This window comes from Sphingobacterium tabacisoli, from assembly GCF_017908035.1.
Taxonomy (GTDB): domain Bacteria; phylum Bacteroidota; class Bacteroidia; order Sphingobacteriales; family Sphingobacteriaceae; genus Sphingobacterium; species Sphingobacterium tabacisoli.
Genome location: NZ_JAEQMU010000001.1, coordinates 429,250 through 443,944, shown reverse-complemented (window position 1 = coordinate 443,944; position 14,695 = coordinate 429,250). Strand labels below are relative to the sequence as shown.

The 14,695-nt window shown below is 38.1% G+C and carries 15 protein-coding genes; 9 read left to right on the top strand and 6 right to left on the bottom strand.

The window, feature by feature from the left end; all coding sequences use genetic code 11:
• Nucleotides 1–36: 36 nt before the first annotated feature.
• The gene (locus JKG64_RS01770; RefSeq protein WP_210352624.1) at nucleotides 37–1,191 is read right to left on the bottom strand and encodes a FecR family protein; all 1,155 of its coding nucleotides are present in this window, start codon (nucleotides 1,189–1,191) and stop codon (nucleotides 37–39) included.
• Nucleotides 1,192–1,296: 105 nt separating this feature from the next.
• Nucleotides 1,297–1,887 carry an RNA polymerase sigma factor gene (locus tag JKG64_RS01765; protein WP_210352623.1) on the bottom strand — a complete coding sequence of 197 codons (591 nt, stop codon included), beginning with the start codon at nucleotides 1,885–1,887 and terminating at the stop codon, nucleotides 1,297–1,299.
• Between the two features lie 195 nt (nucleotides 1,888–2,082).
• Here JKG64_RS01765 and JKG64_RS01760 point away from each other — a divergent pair, with 195 nt between their 5' ends.
• Nucleotides 2,083–2,643: a hypothetical protein gene (locus JKG64_RS01760; protein WP_210352622.1), complete on the top strand. Its 561-nt coding sequence runs from the start codon at nucleotides 2,083–2,085 to the stop codon at nucleotides 2,641–2,643.
• A gap of 527 nt (nucleotides 2,644–3,170) precedes the next feature.
• On the opposite strand, the gene fic is transcribed toward JKG64_RS01760, so the two are convergent.
• The 3 genes from fic to JKG64_RS01745 form a co-directional block, all read right to left on the bottom strand.
• A complete protein-coding gene (fic, locus tag JKG64_RS01755; RefSeq protein WP_210352621.1) occupies nucleotides 3,171–4,043 on the bottom strand; it encodes a protein adenylyltransferase Fic in 873 nt (290 codons plus the stop codon).
• A 675-nt stretch (nucleotides 4,044–4,718) separates the two neighbouring features.
• Nucleotides 4,719–5,813, bottom strand: a complete 1,095-nt coding sequence (locus tag JKG64_RS01750) for a hypothetical protein (protein WP_210352620.1) — start codon at nucleotides 5,811–5,813, stop codon at nucleotides 4,719–4,721.
• A gap of 214 nt (nucleotides 5,814–6,027) precedes the next feature.
• A complete protein-coding gene (locus JKG64_RS01745) occupies nucleotides 6,028–6,561 on the bottom strand; it encodes a hypothetical protein (RefSeq protein ID WP_210352619.1) in 534 nt (177 codons plus the stop codon).
• A gap of 597 nt (nucleotides 6,562–7,158) precedes the next feature.
• Between JKG64_RS01745 and JKG64_RS01740 the strand changes: the two genes are divergently transcribed.
• The gene (locus JKG64_RS01740) at nucleotides 7,159–8,244 is read left to right on the top strand and encodes a Fic family protein (RefSeq protein WP_210352618.1); all 1,086 of its coding nucleotides are present in this window, start codon (nucleotides 7,159–7,161) and stop codon (nucleotides 8,242–8,244) included.
• Between the two features lie 204 nt (nucleotides 8,245–8,448).
• On the opposite strand, the gene JKG64_RS01735 is transcribed toward JKG64_RS01740, so the two are convergent.
• Nucleotides 8,449–9,096, bottom strand: a complete 648-nt coding sequence (locus JKG64_RS01735; protein ID WP_210352617.1) for a hypothetical protein — start codon at nucleotides 9,094–9,096, stop codon at nucleotides 8,449–8,451.
• A gap of 216 nt (nucleotides 9,097–9,312) precedes the next feature.
• Here JKG64_RS01735 and JKG64_RS01730 point away from each other — a divergent pair, with 216 nt between their 5' ends.
• The 7 genes from JKG64_RS01730 (at nucleotide 9,313) to JKG64_RS01700 (ending at nucleotide 14,656) form a co-directional block, all read left to right on the top strand.
• On the top strand, nucleotides 9,313–10,017 hold the full coding sequence (locus JKG64_RS01730) for an alpha/beta hydrolase (protein ID WP_317195841.1): 705 nt from the start codon (nucleotides 9,313–9,315) through the stop codon (nucleotides 10,015–10,017).
• A gap of 27 nt (nucleotides 10,018–10,044) precedes the next feature.
• Complete coding sequence (locus JKG64_RS01725; RefSeq protein ID WP_210352615.1) at nucleotides 10,045–10,515, top strand: hypothetical protein; 471 nt, start codon at nucleotides 10,045–10,047, stop codon at nucleotides 10,513–10,515.
• 12 nt (nucleotides 10,516–10,527) lie between these two features.
• Nucleotides 10,528–10,932: a hypothetical protein gene (locus JKG64_RS01720; protein ID WP_210352614.1), complete on the top strand. Its 405-nt coding sequence runs from the start codon at nucleotides 10,528–10,530 to the stop codon at nucleotides 10,930–10,932.
• A gap of 81 nt (nucleotides 10,933–11,013) precedes the next feature.
• The gene (locus JKG64_RS01715) at nucleotides 11,014–11,598 is read left to right on the top strand and encodes an ORF6N domain-containing protein (protein WP_246512456.1); all 585 of its coding nucleotides are present in this window, start codon (nucleotides 11,014–11,016) and stop codon (nucleotides 11,596–11,598) included.
• A gap of 65 nt (nucleotides 11,599–11,663) precedes the next feature.
• Nucleotides 11,664–12,230 carry a hypothetical protein gene (locus tag JKG64_RS01710; RefSeq protein WP_210352613.1) on the top strand — a complete coding sequence of 189 codons (567 nt, stop codon included), beginning with the start codon at nucleotides 11,664–11,666 and terminating at the stop codon, nucleotides 12,228–12,230.
• Between the two features lie 516 nt (nucleotides 12,231–12,746).
• Nucleotides 12,747–13,943 carry a helix-turn-helix transcriptional regulator gene (locus tag JKG64_RS01705; protein WP_210352612.1) on the top strand — a complete coding sequence of 399 codons (1,197 nt, stop codon included), beginning with the start codon at nucleotides 12,747–12,749 and terminating at the stop codon, nucleotides 13,941–13,943.
• A gap of 125 nt (nucleotides 13,944–14,068) precedes the next feature.
• On the top strand, nucleotides 14,069–14,656 hold the full coding sequence (locus tag JKG64_RS01700) for a hypothetical protein (protein WP_210352611.1): 588 nt from the start codon (nucleotides 14,069–14,071) through the stop codon (nucleotides 14,654–14,656).
• Nucleotides 14,657–14,695: the final 39 nt, after the last annotated feature.

The following is a 14,695-nucleotide window of genomic DNA, read 5'->3' as shown; positions in this document are numbered from 1 at the left end:
TAAAATGTCTAGACAACTGCTGGGTTCGCTAGTTCTTTATTCTTGTACTGTTATCCTCCTTCCTTCTATTTTAAATTGTATGCCTGTTTTTAATTCAATGGCCTGGATTACCTCCGATAGGTTAACGTCGCGTGGAATCATGGCAGATAAGCGCAGATCTCCCTTACTACCCATTTCTATATCCACATTGTACCAGCGCTCGATCTGTTTGCTGAATAACGAAAGTGGCTGGTTCTGAATGATGTAAAAACCTTCCTTCCAAGAAAGAACTTGCTCAATATCTGCTTTTTCAACCCAAAGGCCTTTTTTATTCGAAAGCACGGACTGCTCGCCAGGCTTGAGCTGTACGTTGCTACCATCCACTTTACTAGTCACTTTTAAGCTTCCCTCAGCAAGCGTCGTGTATGTATTCCCATCGTCCGCATAGCTATTGATATTGAAATGGGTACCCAGGACTTCGATTTCCTGTTGGTTGGCGACCACTACGAAGCGTTTTGACGCATCTCTACTGACTTCGAGATAAACTTCGCCTGTGACGGTTATCTTGCGTACATCACTCTCAAAACGTGCAGGATAGCTGATCGAAGACAAAGCATTAAGCCATGCCTTGGTGCCATCGGGCAGTTGAATCTGATACTGTCCTGCGGCTGGAGTCGTCAGTGTGAGCTGTTGCAACATGTTGACCTCCTTTATAGCAGTGCCATCGGTATAGCTAATCATTCCGTCCAGAGCAAGTAGTCCCTCTTGCTGTTCGCTCAACGTAATCTCTTCGCCACTCTCCAACATCAGCATAGCACGATTTGTTCCTGGAGCAATATTACCAGCCAATATGGGATCGGTAGCGGAATACCTTAAAGATAGGTAGGATACCGTCCCAACAATCAAGATAAGCGCAGCTGCCAAGTAAGGTAACAGTCTCCTGATAGTAGTTTTTTCTTTCGGTGGCGCCATTGATACGGCAACCCGAAGCTTTTCTCGAACATTGCTGACCGTATGGGTAATCTGTTGTCGGTGATTGAGGTAGATATCTACCGCATCATCGCTTTCCAGTTCTTGTAGAACCATCTCATGCAGATATTCGGGTTCTATATCGGAACCGAAGTATGCCAACAATTGATGGTATTCCTCTTCGGTGATCGAATTGTCGAGGAGTTTATAATATAAGGGTTTGATGGCGTGATTCTCTTCCAAAATATTTGTTTATAGGTAATACGCTGTTGCTCGTAAAACCTATTGCTCTATTTTTAAAAAAAGAACATAAAAAACATAACAAACTGATATACAGAAACAATAAAATCAATCTAAAAGAGAAGTTGCATAGATAAGAGATAGCATAAAGATAGACTTATCATAATTATTGTAGATAAATCTATTGGCTTTTGCGATATGGTCACCTATAGTCGCTTCAGAGATGGAAAGTATGCGGCTTACCTCGGCATAACTTTTTCCTTCAAGTTTGCAGAGTTTAAAAACGGCTTTGCGTTGTGGCGGAAGCTTATCAATGGTACGCATCAGCTCTTCATCGGCCTGTATCTGTGCTGTAAGATTATCAGGATGGTATAATAGCGAGATTTGTCGGAGCAAACTCTTGGAAAGTTCTTTATCCTTGGACAGCTTTCGGTAGTAATCGACAGCGATATTGCTGGATATCTTGTATAGATAAGCCTGAAATGACCTTCCTGGATCAATATTTTCTCTGTTTTCCCAGACCTTGACAAAGAGCTGCTGCAAAGCTTCTTCGACCTCATTCCAGGATTTGAGTAAGCGGAATAGTTGAGCACTCAGTTTGTCGGCATATCGTAGATAAAGTGACTCGAAAGCTAATGCATCCCCGTTCCGAAGCTGGAGGAGAAGTTCTTTTTCATCGATATCAACATGCGGTATCATTCCTAGGGTTAACTGTTAGTCTTTGCGTAAAAAATTTTGCTAAAGTTAATCAGTATGTAGGGTAGTTGCAAATAGCACTCTATATCGGACAGTAGTCTATCATCTGTGATTAATAAGATGTGTATTACGGGAATCCGTAATATACCTGTGATCGGTTTGTTTAGTTTCGCGACAAATTATTAAAGTATAGAAATCATGATTTTATCAAAGCAAACATTACAAACCATGCGCTCGTATTGGTTACCTCTATTGGCAGGAGCTGTTTTTCTGTCTTCGTGCAGCAAAAAAGAAGAGGCGCCTGTGGAGGAATATGAAGAATATGCTTATGAAGTAGAATGTGATTTTTGTGAGATTTCATATATCGATAAAGCGAACAATACCAAAACGATAAAGAACAACCGTGGTAAATGGGAATACAGATTCGATAGCAAAATTACTTTTGAGCTAAAACTGGAAATAAAAACAACCCTGAGCGACAAACAGACCATCCAGGCCTATATCCTGAAAGATCGGGAGGTGGTATTTGGTGACATCGGTTACAATACTGCTATTATAACTTACAATACTCAAAAAGCGAATGGAACGGGCAGTTATGGCGCTCGACAAAACAATGGGTCCGGAGGCTCCTCGAATGGAGGGGGAAATAATGGTGGAAGCACTACTCCTACCTCATCGGTATGCGGAGCTAAAAATAAGACTGGTGGCTACTGCAAGCGTGTAGTAGTTGGTGGCGGCCGTTGTTGGCAACATCGTTAGAGCAACCTTATGCTGTAACAGATTTAGCAAATATTTGTTACATCGAGAACAGTATTCGGAATTAATATTTTAGTGGGCCGTCCTGAAATAGCTATACAGTTTTTCTAAATCTGGTTGCATGCTGTAAAATATCTATACATGAGGGGGGACTGAAAGATGGGATCTACCTGGGGATACTGAAAGAGGACAGCTCGGTGCTGGACTGGGGTTTTGTAAACGGATTCTGCGGTAATGGGGATTAGAAAGATGGCTCTGGACTCAACCGACAGCTAGCTGCGGGGGGAATCCTGACTAATAGGCTATCGTGAGGATGCTAGGCAGCATAACATAAAAAGCTGAACGTAGTGTTCAGCTTTTTTGTATTTATGATCCTGAGGGTATCTATTTCAGGTGTTCTATTTCTTCGATACGGAGGCCTGTGATCTCCTGAAATTATTTGGTTTTGAATATAGCCAGTTGGGATGAAACTACAGTTTTGAATAGTACTAATTTGCAGAACCAATTATACCAAATAGAGCTTAACATCATTAATTCTCTTCATAATAATAGGAATAGTCAATTCCCTTCATAAACATCTCTCGGCTGTAAATATCGTCTGTGAGCGCACTTTGCAAAGCTACTTTTAAAGGTCGACTGTCTGTCACACTCCTTACCATCGCATGATGATAATCACTTTTAGCAATCTTACTCCAATCTACACATTTTTTCAATTCTCGTTTGAACATAAGATCTAACCATATGCGGGTACTTCGTCCATTGCCTTCCATAAATGGGTGAGGAATGTTCATTTCTATGTACTTGTCAACGATTTGATCGAATGTATGCTCAGCCATGTCATCTATACTTTTTAAAGTGCCTGATAGAAACTGTGCCATTGCGAACTGAAATCCACCCTTAGCAATATTCTTGGTACGGATCTGTCCTGCAAAATCATATAGACCGCCGAATAAATAGGCATGTACCTGCTGTAGACCTTTGATAGTGCCGACTTCTATACTATCGATAAAGGAGCTTTCGAATAAAGCGTAGGCTTTATTTTTACTTTTGCCATCGATGGACTCGTCACTGTAGGTGAACCACTCTATAAATCGGTTTGCTTTCACTGCGGGAAAGGTCTTGCCCAATGCTATAATACCATCGTAGTCTAATACATCTGATTTATAAAGTTTGCCATCTGCCGCTAATAACTTCAGTTGGGTAGTGGCACTAACCAACTGATTGTTCTCTTTCTTTAACTTCGCTTTGAGGTATTTCCAATAATTTCGGGTCTTGGCATAGTCGTCCTGATCGGTCAGTACTGCTACGATATCCAATACCGAAAACCACCATTTACTTTGCTGATCGTCCCAAATAGCACGTACCTCACGGTCATCAAAAAAACGAATGGAAACTTTATTCATATGTATTTAATTATTTATGAGTGTCTATTTTCATTTGTATAAATGAGCTCGTTTCACTCGGTATGTTTTTTAACGGCGATTAACTTGTTCCGATTGTCTCCGACGAGCTCCTTGCGTCGGTTTATCGGAATGGAATATCTAAATTACATTCATTGATGTTTGTGTAGTTACTGCTACATGGATATTTCATAATGATCAATCCGTTGTTTTCGACAGCTAAACTTACATAATTTACCGCTGCTATGCAACACGGGGCAACATCTCTCCGGCGCTTATTTGAGGGGGGGTGGTTAGTTAAAGATGCCTAACGTATTATTTGGTTTTATATCAACTCCACAGCCTGTAGCTCTGCTGTCAGACGATGAAGCCCCTCTTCTATCTTCTTAAGCTGCGGCTGACGGGGCTTTTTCAATCCTGATGAGTTGTTGCAATTGACGCTGATTGATGCCTGTAATCTTCTCTAAAGCGGCATTGGTGAAGATGCCCACCTTCCCTATCTCTTTGCTACCATGGTAAGGAACGGAACAGGTTTTCCCGCCCTTCTCATAAATGTAATGAGGGAGGGGGGCTGTAACAAGACTATTATTATTGAAATGAATAGGAATATATGCTTATTTTTCATCGTTCGTATATGAGGGCTACTATCGGTTATTCAAAACATGAATTTTCCTCTATTTATTCCTTGATTAGGTACTGTCTCTTATTTACCCCATTTTTGTTAAGGGTCAGAACAATCTTCTGGGTATTGGGTATCTGTGTTATATGTTCTATCTCTTGGTCGGCGAATTGTTCGAATTGAACATTGCTGATGTCGACTATCGCGATATCCGAGACCATTTCTCCTTCTTCTTCATCTTTAACAAACCAACTATCGTTGATAGGTAACTTGCCTAAGCCTTTTCCTTTGTAAGCAATCCATGCAGTATTACCAACAATGACAAAGTCATTGATCTCAAGGTACCCCAACCTGTCTCGCCCTGATGTAGATACGGAGAAAGCTTCTTTCATTCCTATTCCTTTATAAATGGTGATATGGCTATGCAATCCAGTATATCCACTTTCAGTGTCCGACATTAAACCGAAATATTTGGCGGACAACCGACCTTTCTTAATACTTTCGTAAGGTCCATTGCTCTTAAGAAGCTTAGTATCGATGAGGCTTACCTGGGCACCTTCTTCTAATATATAAAACAACACATATTTTGGCAAGATTATATTGTCTATAGCTATCAGTTGGTCTCCGTTTAATATTAGGTCGTCAATTTCCTTTCCGCGGTATCTCATATGATCGGGAATATCCAGCTTAAACCATTTTTTGCTTTCCAAATGGTAACCGATGAGCATTTCATCCACCAGGCCTCCTCCTACAAAAAGATAATCACCGTTTATCAATATACATTTAGGATTAAGGTGATATGGGATACGTAAGGTGGTGTCGGAAGCAAGTTCGATATCGTATAAACGAACGCGGTTGCTCGTGGTATCCAAAACAGCAACCCGAGACTGCCCGTCACTTGTGTAGATGGAATTGATGTTGATGTCATATTGTCCCAGAGAAACGATCTTATCTTCTTGATATTTATTTAAAGACAGCTTGTCTTCGCTGCTCGTCAACAAAAAATAGGCTCCCTGCTGTTGTGCGGATATTGGGAATGCTGTAGAATCTATTGCTACAACGTGGTCTTGGGAATCAGTCGGCTGAGACTGTAGACAAGATGCTAGAGCTATAAGGATAAAAGCTGCAATACCCGACTTTAAATATTTCTTCATGTTCTAAATCCTGAAATTCTCTTTTATTTAATGATGTAATCTTGTGGGGTTTTACATAAGTACAGAAGCACGCCTGTTTACTACCCTCCTATTGACATTGACCTATATAACAGCCAAGAGATAACACTATCTACCAATGGTGGTATAATAAACACAAAATTGAGAACATCAAACAGGTCCAAAATACCACAAATCTCCTATCAGGAGGCCAAAATTATTTTCCGAAATCTATTTCTCCATTTATAGCTATCCAGTATAGATGCTTGTGGCCGTTATTGATACTACTGAATGTCGCTCTATATTGATCACGCAAATCTCTGTCTATTGATGCGATCTCATCGAGTGTAAGCAATGTACCTGTCTTTACACCAAAAGTTAAATCAAGTATTTTTCCGTCTGGTGCGAAATAAAACGTTAACATAAGTCTTTCTTTGGTATTGTTCAATGCTTCAATTTTCCTTTTCCCCAATAATGTCTTTACTCTACTTATGTACTCACTTTCATTGGTTACTTTAACATTTATATAGTCAAGAGGAATATTGTCCACTATTTCCCTATTGGGTTTCAGTATTGGCTTATCGCGTCGATATACAGCAGTAGAACCGTAATTATTGGGAGCTCCGACTCTATAAACGACATTATTTATGGTCCAGATGCCTTCCTTTATGTTTTTTTCTTGTGCAGATAATAACCCAGATACAACCAGTAAAAAAGCAAAAAACACTACTGCAACAATATTATTATTCATTTCTGTTAAGTTTTAATTTGAACAATCTGTACCTATATTCCCACTAAAAATTTTCTTTAAAGCTTCAGGTCCCAGTGAAGGTACTATATTGGTTGAGGAATAGTCAATATGCCTGTACTTCTTGAACGCTCCAAGATGCTGTTTATAGTCATTTACAAAATTTGTATTTCCTGCTAAATTAGGATAAATAGTTCCATTATTTGTAATCTGATTAATCCAATTGGTATAAGCAGTTTTAGCATCACTGAACATTGATGCCTGTAATCCTCCCTAAGGCGGTATTGGTGAAGATGCCTTTTTAATACTTGAGAAAGCTCTCCTCACATTAAGCAATCATTCTGTATATTTTTATTTAACAGGGCCTTGTCATTAAATTTCAATTTTACAGGCGATCAAACTTAATATAAAAGAGTAGCCGCAAGGATTTTACCGCTTTTGTGAAAGCAAGCGGTATCACGGAAAAGAGTCTGTCGGGATCAACGATAGCACGACGAAGATAACAAGGGTATTTTTTACACTCAATAACAAAACAAAGGTAATTTTTAACTATTTTTACACTCGTAAAATAAACTGTGGTAATATTTACACTTGAGAAATATGAGAAAATTTGACAAACAAATACCATATAATGATCTTCCTATACTGCCTCCCAAAATAGAGATAGAGACTAAAGCTGTATTACGGAAAACTATTACCGCAGGTCGTGCACTGGCACAATTGAACGGGACGCTTTTAAATTTGCCAAATCCTACTTTATTTCTCGACACGATATACCTACAAGAGGCAAAGGCGAGTTCGGAAGTTGAGAATATAATTACAACAAATGATGAGTTATACCAGTCTTTTATCGCTGAAAAGAAGATCGAGAACACATCGACAAAAGAGGTTTTAAGTTATAAAGAAGCGCTTTGGTTAGGCTTAGAAGAGCTCAAAACAAAACCATTTATTACAACTAATCTTTGCATCAAAATTGTTCAATGCATAAAACGAAACAATGCTTCTATAAGAACAACGCCCGGAACAAGCCTACGTAATCAACAAGGGGAAACAATATACACACCTCCTAGTGGGGAAGTTGTTATTAGAGAAAAAATGACCAATATTGAAAAGTTTATAAATGCGGAAAATGAAATTGACCCACTGATTAAGATGGCATTGTTACACTATCAGTTTGAAGCTATCCACCCATTTATAGATGGGAACGGAAGAACTGGAAGGATATTAATTTTATTATATCTAAAACTCTCTGGCCTTTTAGAAATCCCTGCTATTTACTTAAGTGAATATATTATACAAAATAAAAGGGATTATTATATTAAACTTCGGGGAGTTACAGAAAATGAAAATTGGGAAGATTATATTCTATATATGCTTGACATGATAGAGCAGACCGCATTAAAAGGATTGGAACGTCTAACCTTAATCACTAATGCAATCGAAGAGATGTCTACGGAGATCAAAACTAAACTTCCAAAAATATATTCGAAAGATTTGGTCGAGATTTTATTTAAACTGCCATATACAAAACGTCAGAACTTAATCAATGAGAATTTAGGAACGGCTAAAACCGTTGGTAATTACCTGATTGCACTTGAAGAAAACGGAATCATCCAATCTGTAAGAGTTGGCAAGGAGAAGTTGTACTTAAATCATCGATTATTAAAAATACTAGAGAACAAATAGATTTCATTAGCAATTTGTCTTGCTATTCGGACTTTGTAGTTATATCGGGATAGGCTATGGTAGATTCCTATCCCACCCAATGACAGGGAAGGATAACTCTTGTGCTAATAACGAAGCCCGCTTTCCTAGACTAAATTTTATATGATATAGAATAGAGTTAGGCTCTGAAAGCGGATTTGAAGAGACAATACTCTGATGGTGCTTTCAATAAAGAAAATCACCATATTTTTCCTGCCGAGCCGCAGACTCTATTCCCATCTTCTTATACGCTTCCTTGGCGTATATGATATTAAGCAAAATATTACTCAAAGGTGCAATTTCTTTTTCTAGCGTATTTCTTCCAGTATAATTGTGTGTACAATGAAAGATAGATTTTACAACGGCATCTTCATAAATTATCATTTTCACCTGGTCAGTAGGAAACATTTTTGGTTGCCCTATCCAGTGCTCTCCGCTTACAAATCCGATACGATTTTTTTCAAAAGTGTTTTTTATCAGATTAGCTTCATTAACGGAAAAGCGGATGGTATCAATCAATATATCATCTGGTCGGAATTCTAACTTCAATGTACTTGATCTGTAATCAAAGGTAAGCCAATGGGTTAATTCAATCTGGATATTAATCCTATCAGATAACGGGCTTCCTTGCTTCGGATGACAGCCTCCAAATAAAACGAAAAGCAAAAAAGACAAAATTTTCAATGAATAATTCATAATAACAGTCATATAATTAAAGAAGATTGGGATGAGGTTATCGTCAAAAATAGTCGTATCCTGATATCCCGGATTTGCTCGATCTATCGCTATGTTTTTGATGATGGAATCATGCCAATATAGGTCTTCAAATTTCATAATAAGTTCTACCCTTTAAAAATCAAAAATAACCAAAATTCGCTGTTGTGATACAACAAAATATTGGATATATTAGGGTCATGAACTATTGTAGGGACTACAGCTATCAAAAAATGGGGCGATAACATACCGAAAATGGAAAATCTAAAATTAAAATTTCCTATAGTATTAATCCATGGAACAGCAGCTAGAGATAACAGCTTGTTCTAGGGCCGAATTCCGAAAACATTTTCAGAGAACAATATTCCCTTTTATTATGGAAACACTGATGCATGGGGCGCTGTAACCGACAATGCTAAAATGCTTAAATCGACTCTCCAAGAAATAGCAGAGAGAGACGATGTGGAAAAATTCAATCTAATAGCTCACTCTAAAGGAGGCATAGATGCCCGTTATATGATCTCACAACTTAACGAAGAGAATATTATCGCATCTCTGACTACTGTATCTACTCCGCACCTAGGGACTCCGATCGCTGATTTTTTTCTCGAAAGGTATCTTTCAGAGGATTCGATTACAAGAAAGCTTATTCAGAAGATTGCTTTTCTTTTTGGAGGCAACTCTCCCAACCCAATAGAACTAATCCAGAATCTGAGCACAAGTAATATGTTGCGTTTTAACACGGAGAATCAAGATAGCAATAAGGTATTCTATCAAAGTATGGCGTCAACAATGAACATCCCCCAAGATGATTTATTCTATGCTCTGAGCTTTAAATATCTAAGAAGAACCGCTGGCGAGAATGATGGAATGGTAACTTTGGAAAACACTAGGTGGGGTGAAAAATTTGAGCATGTAAAGACGACAAAAGGTATATCTCATGCGGGTATTACAGATATAGGTCGTATGAAAATCGGAAATCTAAACATACCACAGGTCTATCCGGATGTTGTAGACGGATTGAAAAGCATTGGACTGTAAAGAGTCTATGGAGCTAAGATATAAAATATGAACTGGTTTCCTATACATATCCTTATCAAGGATCTTTCTTTTCTGCTTTTCTACCTGAAGATAATGAAGTATAATCTGACCAATGAGACATTTCTCCCTGAGATTGTATCATCGTTTCCAAATGCTACAAGCATAAGTTTCCTAGAGATGATACAGGCTTCATTATTTTATAATATAATACCTATCGTGGTGAGTTTAGGGGTGTACTATCCTATTGTTCGATTGGGAAAGCTGTTAATTAAGCACAACAGCAAACTGCAACTTATAGCAACTGGTTTTGCGCTAACACTGATCACACCTATTGCCTATTTGACGATGGGAGGTTATGATATCACTGCTCCTAAAAAAGCAGAGTTACTTGCCTGGTTCTTAAATTTTGTGTTTTCGATCTTTATATATTACCTATTGAATAGTAAGAGCAACGAAAGAGAAGTATCAAAGGCTAGTGATGTATCTGCGGATAACTAAAGTTTTATAAAATTGGACTGGGGATATATATTTAAATATTGGATCGTTACATTGGTATTGGCTCCTATTCTGTCGCAGATTATAAAGGATATGGGAATAATCCATCGTGATAAAACTATTGGATTATTCGAAATGTTTCCGGAGGCTTTACAGGCAGGTATGATGCTCTCCCTACCAACGCTATTACTTTATCTTTTTGTCTACCATATTGCGGAGCGGTCTACACTAAAGACGATATGGGTAAAGCTGATCGTAATTTTGTGGACTACGATAGGTATTTGCCTGACACTGTATCTGCTGGACTCTGGGCTTATCTTGCCTATAGGTTCCTATTATATTATTGCTAGCGCTGTCTGCGGCTTGCTGCTTAAGATGAAGCGGATACCGAAGGAGGAGGTGGATTGTGATAATACATAAATAGATAATCTTAAAATTACTAATATTTTTAGCTTAAATAATTTTTTATCCTTATCTTGGTCATAACCAAACAGCTAGATTATGGAACAGCATGCTGAAAACACAGTAGATACGAACCTCGCAGATGAGGTATTGATGAATAGGATATATGTCTTTCGTGGGCAGAAAGTCATGTTAGACAGAGATCTCGCCGAGCTTTATGGAGTGGAAACTAAGAGATTGAATGAGCAAGTCCGAAGAAATTCTTCTCGATTTCCAGCAGATTTTATGTTTCAGCTTGATGATAAAGAGCTTGAAGTTTTGAGGTCGCAAATTGCGACCTCAAAAAAAGGCAGAGGAGGACGGACATATTCACCTTTTGTTTTCACAGAACATGGTGTCCTGATGTTATCTAGTGTCTTAAATAGCGAGTTAGCTATAGCTATCAATATTCAGATCATGCGAATCTTTACCAAAATGAGGCAGTTCTTGAATGATACGACACAGATACATCTAGAGCTTGCGGATATGCGGCTCGCCATGGAAAAGCTCTCCAAGAAGCAGGATTCGCAGGGCAAAAACATAGACCTTGTATTTGAATATATCGATCGTCTGGAGAATAAACTAGATAAGCCTCCCCTACCTGAACGTGATAAAATCGGTTACAAGGTGGGGAAAGAGGGATAGTTCGCCCCTCCTATTTATGAACGATAAAAGAATGAGTATATTAGAGGCGTGAACTAACATTAAATATGATAGATGCTTTCTTTTTTCACCTTATAATATTCGCGCCTTTTATCACTTTATTAGGCCTGATCATATTTGGCATCTATTGGATACTAAAGAAAACGGGGCATAAAGTAGCCGGGGCTATTGTTTCTTCAATCCTGGTACTAATGGTATTGTCTGGGGCTATATTCTTCGTTTTTGAGGACTCTTTTTTCTCGAAATCTGACGCGAATGAGTTATTAAGTAAGCATAACATTGTGTTGCAGGATGACTTTGAAATTCTATCTAATACAAGTGGTGGATTTAACGATTATAGTCATTCGTTGAAGCTTTCTATTTCGGACAGAGATAAACGGTCATTCATCAATCAAAGAGCATGGAGTAGCTATGATAGAGGCACCGACCTATATCTGCCAGAATTGGTAGAGGACAGGTATGAAGGTGATACGCTGAAGGTAAACTATAAGCTGGAGGATCGTTATATTTATACGGTCTATCAACCGAATGGAAAGGGAATCACACCGACGCTCGTAACAATTAGTGTATCAAAGCATGACAATTTATTGATGTATGAAGAGATACTGGATTGAGAACTTCTGATGGATTAATAAAATAAAAAGAGACGTTTTACAGAAAGCCAGATTGTCCGAGCGTGCAAAAGAGTGCCGAAAGATCGAAGACTTCTGCCGTTGTAGTAGAAAAATTGGCAGGACCTCCAATAGTTGAAAGTGGTTTGAGCAAAATGGCTATACGTCTGGAAATGTAGAGTAAATGATGTGCTTGAATTATAGATGAAAATTTATCGAAGAATTTATGAAGAGAAAATTAGTGATACTGCCGGTATTAGCTTTGGTATTGTTAATTGTAATATAAATAGGCATGTACGTGCTGTAAACCTTTGATAGTGCCGACGAACAATGAGTTTACAGACTTCATTACGGAAGATTATTGCCTCAGCGTAGTATTTAGCGAAAGATTATAAATTAATACTCTACCAATAATGAATCTTACTTATATTTGCATTTTAACCTATCTTAATTAAAAATCATATTAATCAAGTCATTTAGTTCTTTATGTTTAATTTCTGCAGGCTTCTATGTGTCTACATGGCTTTCTTTGTTACTACTGTTGGATTCGCGCAAAAAATCAATTCCGACTCTTTAAAGGTGGAGATTTTAGGTCTCAATGATAAAAACCAACATGAGCAGTCTATTTTAGTGCTTGATAGAATAATAGGCAACTCTAGCTCTACTGCTCAGGACTTATTTCATGCCTACTTGCTGCGGTCATTAACGTATAAAAGTCTTTACAATTATACGGGCGCACTTATCAATTTAGATCTTGCGGAGAAATCAGGTCAAAAAACTGACTTTGCAGAAGCAGCAAGCAGCCGTGTCCTTATTGAAAAGCTCTTTATTTATTTTGATACTAAAAGAAATGATGAATTTACTGCGCTTCTAGAACAGGTCACACCCGAAAAATTAAAACATATTGATGGCGAGACCCGTGCTTTTTATGAATGTATTATGGGTCATCTGGAAATGCATAAGGGCAATTATTCTGTTGCAAATACTATTTATGACTATTGTATTATGCTTCTGGAGAAAGAGAATCCCAAGCATCTTCCGATAGTGTATAAAGTAAAAGTAGAACTTTACAATTTAATGGGGCAGCAGGATAAAGCGATTGCCGCTTATGAGAAAGGAATGTCCTATGCTGAACAGTTTGGCATCGATCTTTATAAGATTACTATGCTAGAGACTATTATCTATTTTTACGCAGACAACGGCAATTATAAAGACGCTTATTTAGCTCAACTTGAAGTAACAAAACAGCGCAGAAAGTATGACGCGGCTAATCGCAGCGGCAAGCTAAATGATTTAGAGAAAGAACTGCAGCAGCAAAGGAATGATATAACGTTAAAGAATAGAAAATATATGACAATTGCACTAACGGGTGTCATTGTATTATTATCTGCTTTGTTGTTTCTTCTCTTTAAGCTTTTGAAGTCGAATAAGCAGCGAAGAGTGTTAATGGAAAACGAGGTCGTGCATATGCGAGCTCGGCTTGAGTCGTATGTCAATAGAAAGGAACATCGTGAAGAAGATGATAACGGACTGTTGAATCTGGAGAAATATGACCTTAAAAGGCGGCATATTGAAATTATAAATCTGATCAGAGAAGGAAAAACGAATAAGGAAATAGGGAATACTCTTTTTATTTCTGAGAATACGGTGAAGTATCATCTAAAGATTATCTTTGAAAAACTCAATATTGACAATCGCTCTTCGCTTATTAAATAAGGTGAGCTCTGCAGACGGGCGCTCCTTTGTAAGGAATGCCTTGACCTAATTTATACCGATAGCGTACGGGGAGTTTGTACGGACATCCGCCCGTGCCAGGATTAATATTTTACTAATAAAGCATTATGAGACAAATCTTCTTTTCAATATTACTCATTCTGGGAATGAATATAGCAGAGGCTCAAGACGGCTCTTACATCTTTGTCAACCAGAAAATATCCAATCCTCATCTGAAAGACCAAAGCTCAATCACAGGAGATTATGCCAGAATAGCAAAGCTCCAGGACAGTATATATGAGCAGATAAATTCGTTCCCGAGGAAGTTCCCTACACCTGTGCGTCCAATGCCTGGAAACTCTTTTTATTACGAGATATATTATCATGAAGGAGAACCTGAGCAACAGAAAGGATTGCTTGTTTTTAAGTATGGTAGGTCGGATTATTCTACTGTGCCGATTGAGGAATCACTAGACAATCTGCTTTCAATTTCTCTAGTTGATGAGGAGGAGGACGTATATGTACAGGAGATTATCAAAAGATCTGATCTGGATGCTGGTTACTTTTTTAGGAAGTCGAGAGGGACATGTTTTATCGTCATGCATGCCAAGGGAGGAAAGACGGGTAACCTTACGTTTATGCTGGACATCAGATTACCAGATGCTGAAAAAAAAGCATTCGTAAGGGATTTTATCAATCAGACAGCGTTTTTGTAAAATAAGCTAGTATAGCTTCAAATTGATGCAAAATATTCA

Bases quoted from the DNA above. Each gene is read 5' to 3' on its own strand.
- fic (WP_210352621.1), bottom strand. From the start codon at position 4,043: ATGAATAAAGTTTCCATTCGTTTTTTTGATGACCGTGAGGTACGTGCT.
- JKG64_RS01725 (WP_210352615.1), top strand. From the start codon at position 10,045: ATGAACTGGTTTCCTATACATATCCTTATCAAGGATCTTTCTTTTCTG.
- JKG64_RS01760 (WP_210352622.1), top strand. From the start codon at position 2,083: ATGATTTTATCAAAGCAAACATTACAAACCATGCGCTCGTATTGGTTA.
- JKG64_RS01710 (WP_210352613.1), top strand. From the start codon at position 11,664: ATGATAGATGCTTTCTTTTTTCACCTTATAATATTCGCGCCTTTTATC.
- JKG64_RS01750 (WP_210352620.1), bottom strand. From the start codon at position 5,813: ATGAAGAAATATTTAAAGTCGGGTATTGCAGCTTTTATCCTTATAGCT.
- JKG64_RS01765 (WP_210352623.1), bottom strand. From the start codon at position 1,887: ATGATACCGCATGTTGATATCGATGAAAAAGAACTTCTCCTCCAGCTT.
- JKG64_RS01740 (WP_210352618.1), top strand. From the start codon at position 7,159: ATGAGAAAATTTGACAAACAAATACCATATAATGATCTTCCTATACTG.
- JKG64_RS01700 (WP_210352611.1), top strand. From the start codon at position 14,069: ATGAGACAAATCTTCTTTTCAATATTACTCATTCTGGGAATGAATATA.
- JKG64_RS01735 (WP_210352617.1), bottom strand. From the start codon at position 9,096: ATGAAATTTGAAGACCTATATTGGCATGATTCCATCATCAAAAACATA.
- JKG64_RS01705 (WP_210352612.1), top strand. From the start codon at position 12,747: ATGGCTTTCTTTGTTACTACTGTTGGATTCGCGCAAAAAATCAATTCC.
- JKG64_RS01715 (WP_246512456.1), top strand. From the start codon at position 11,014: ATGGAACAGCATGCTGAAAACACAGTAGATACGAACCTCGCAGATGAG.
- JKG64_RS01745 (WP_210352619.1), bottom strand. From the start codon at position 6,561: ATGAATAATAATATTGTTGCAGTAGTGTTTTTTGCTTTTTTACTGGTT.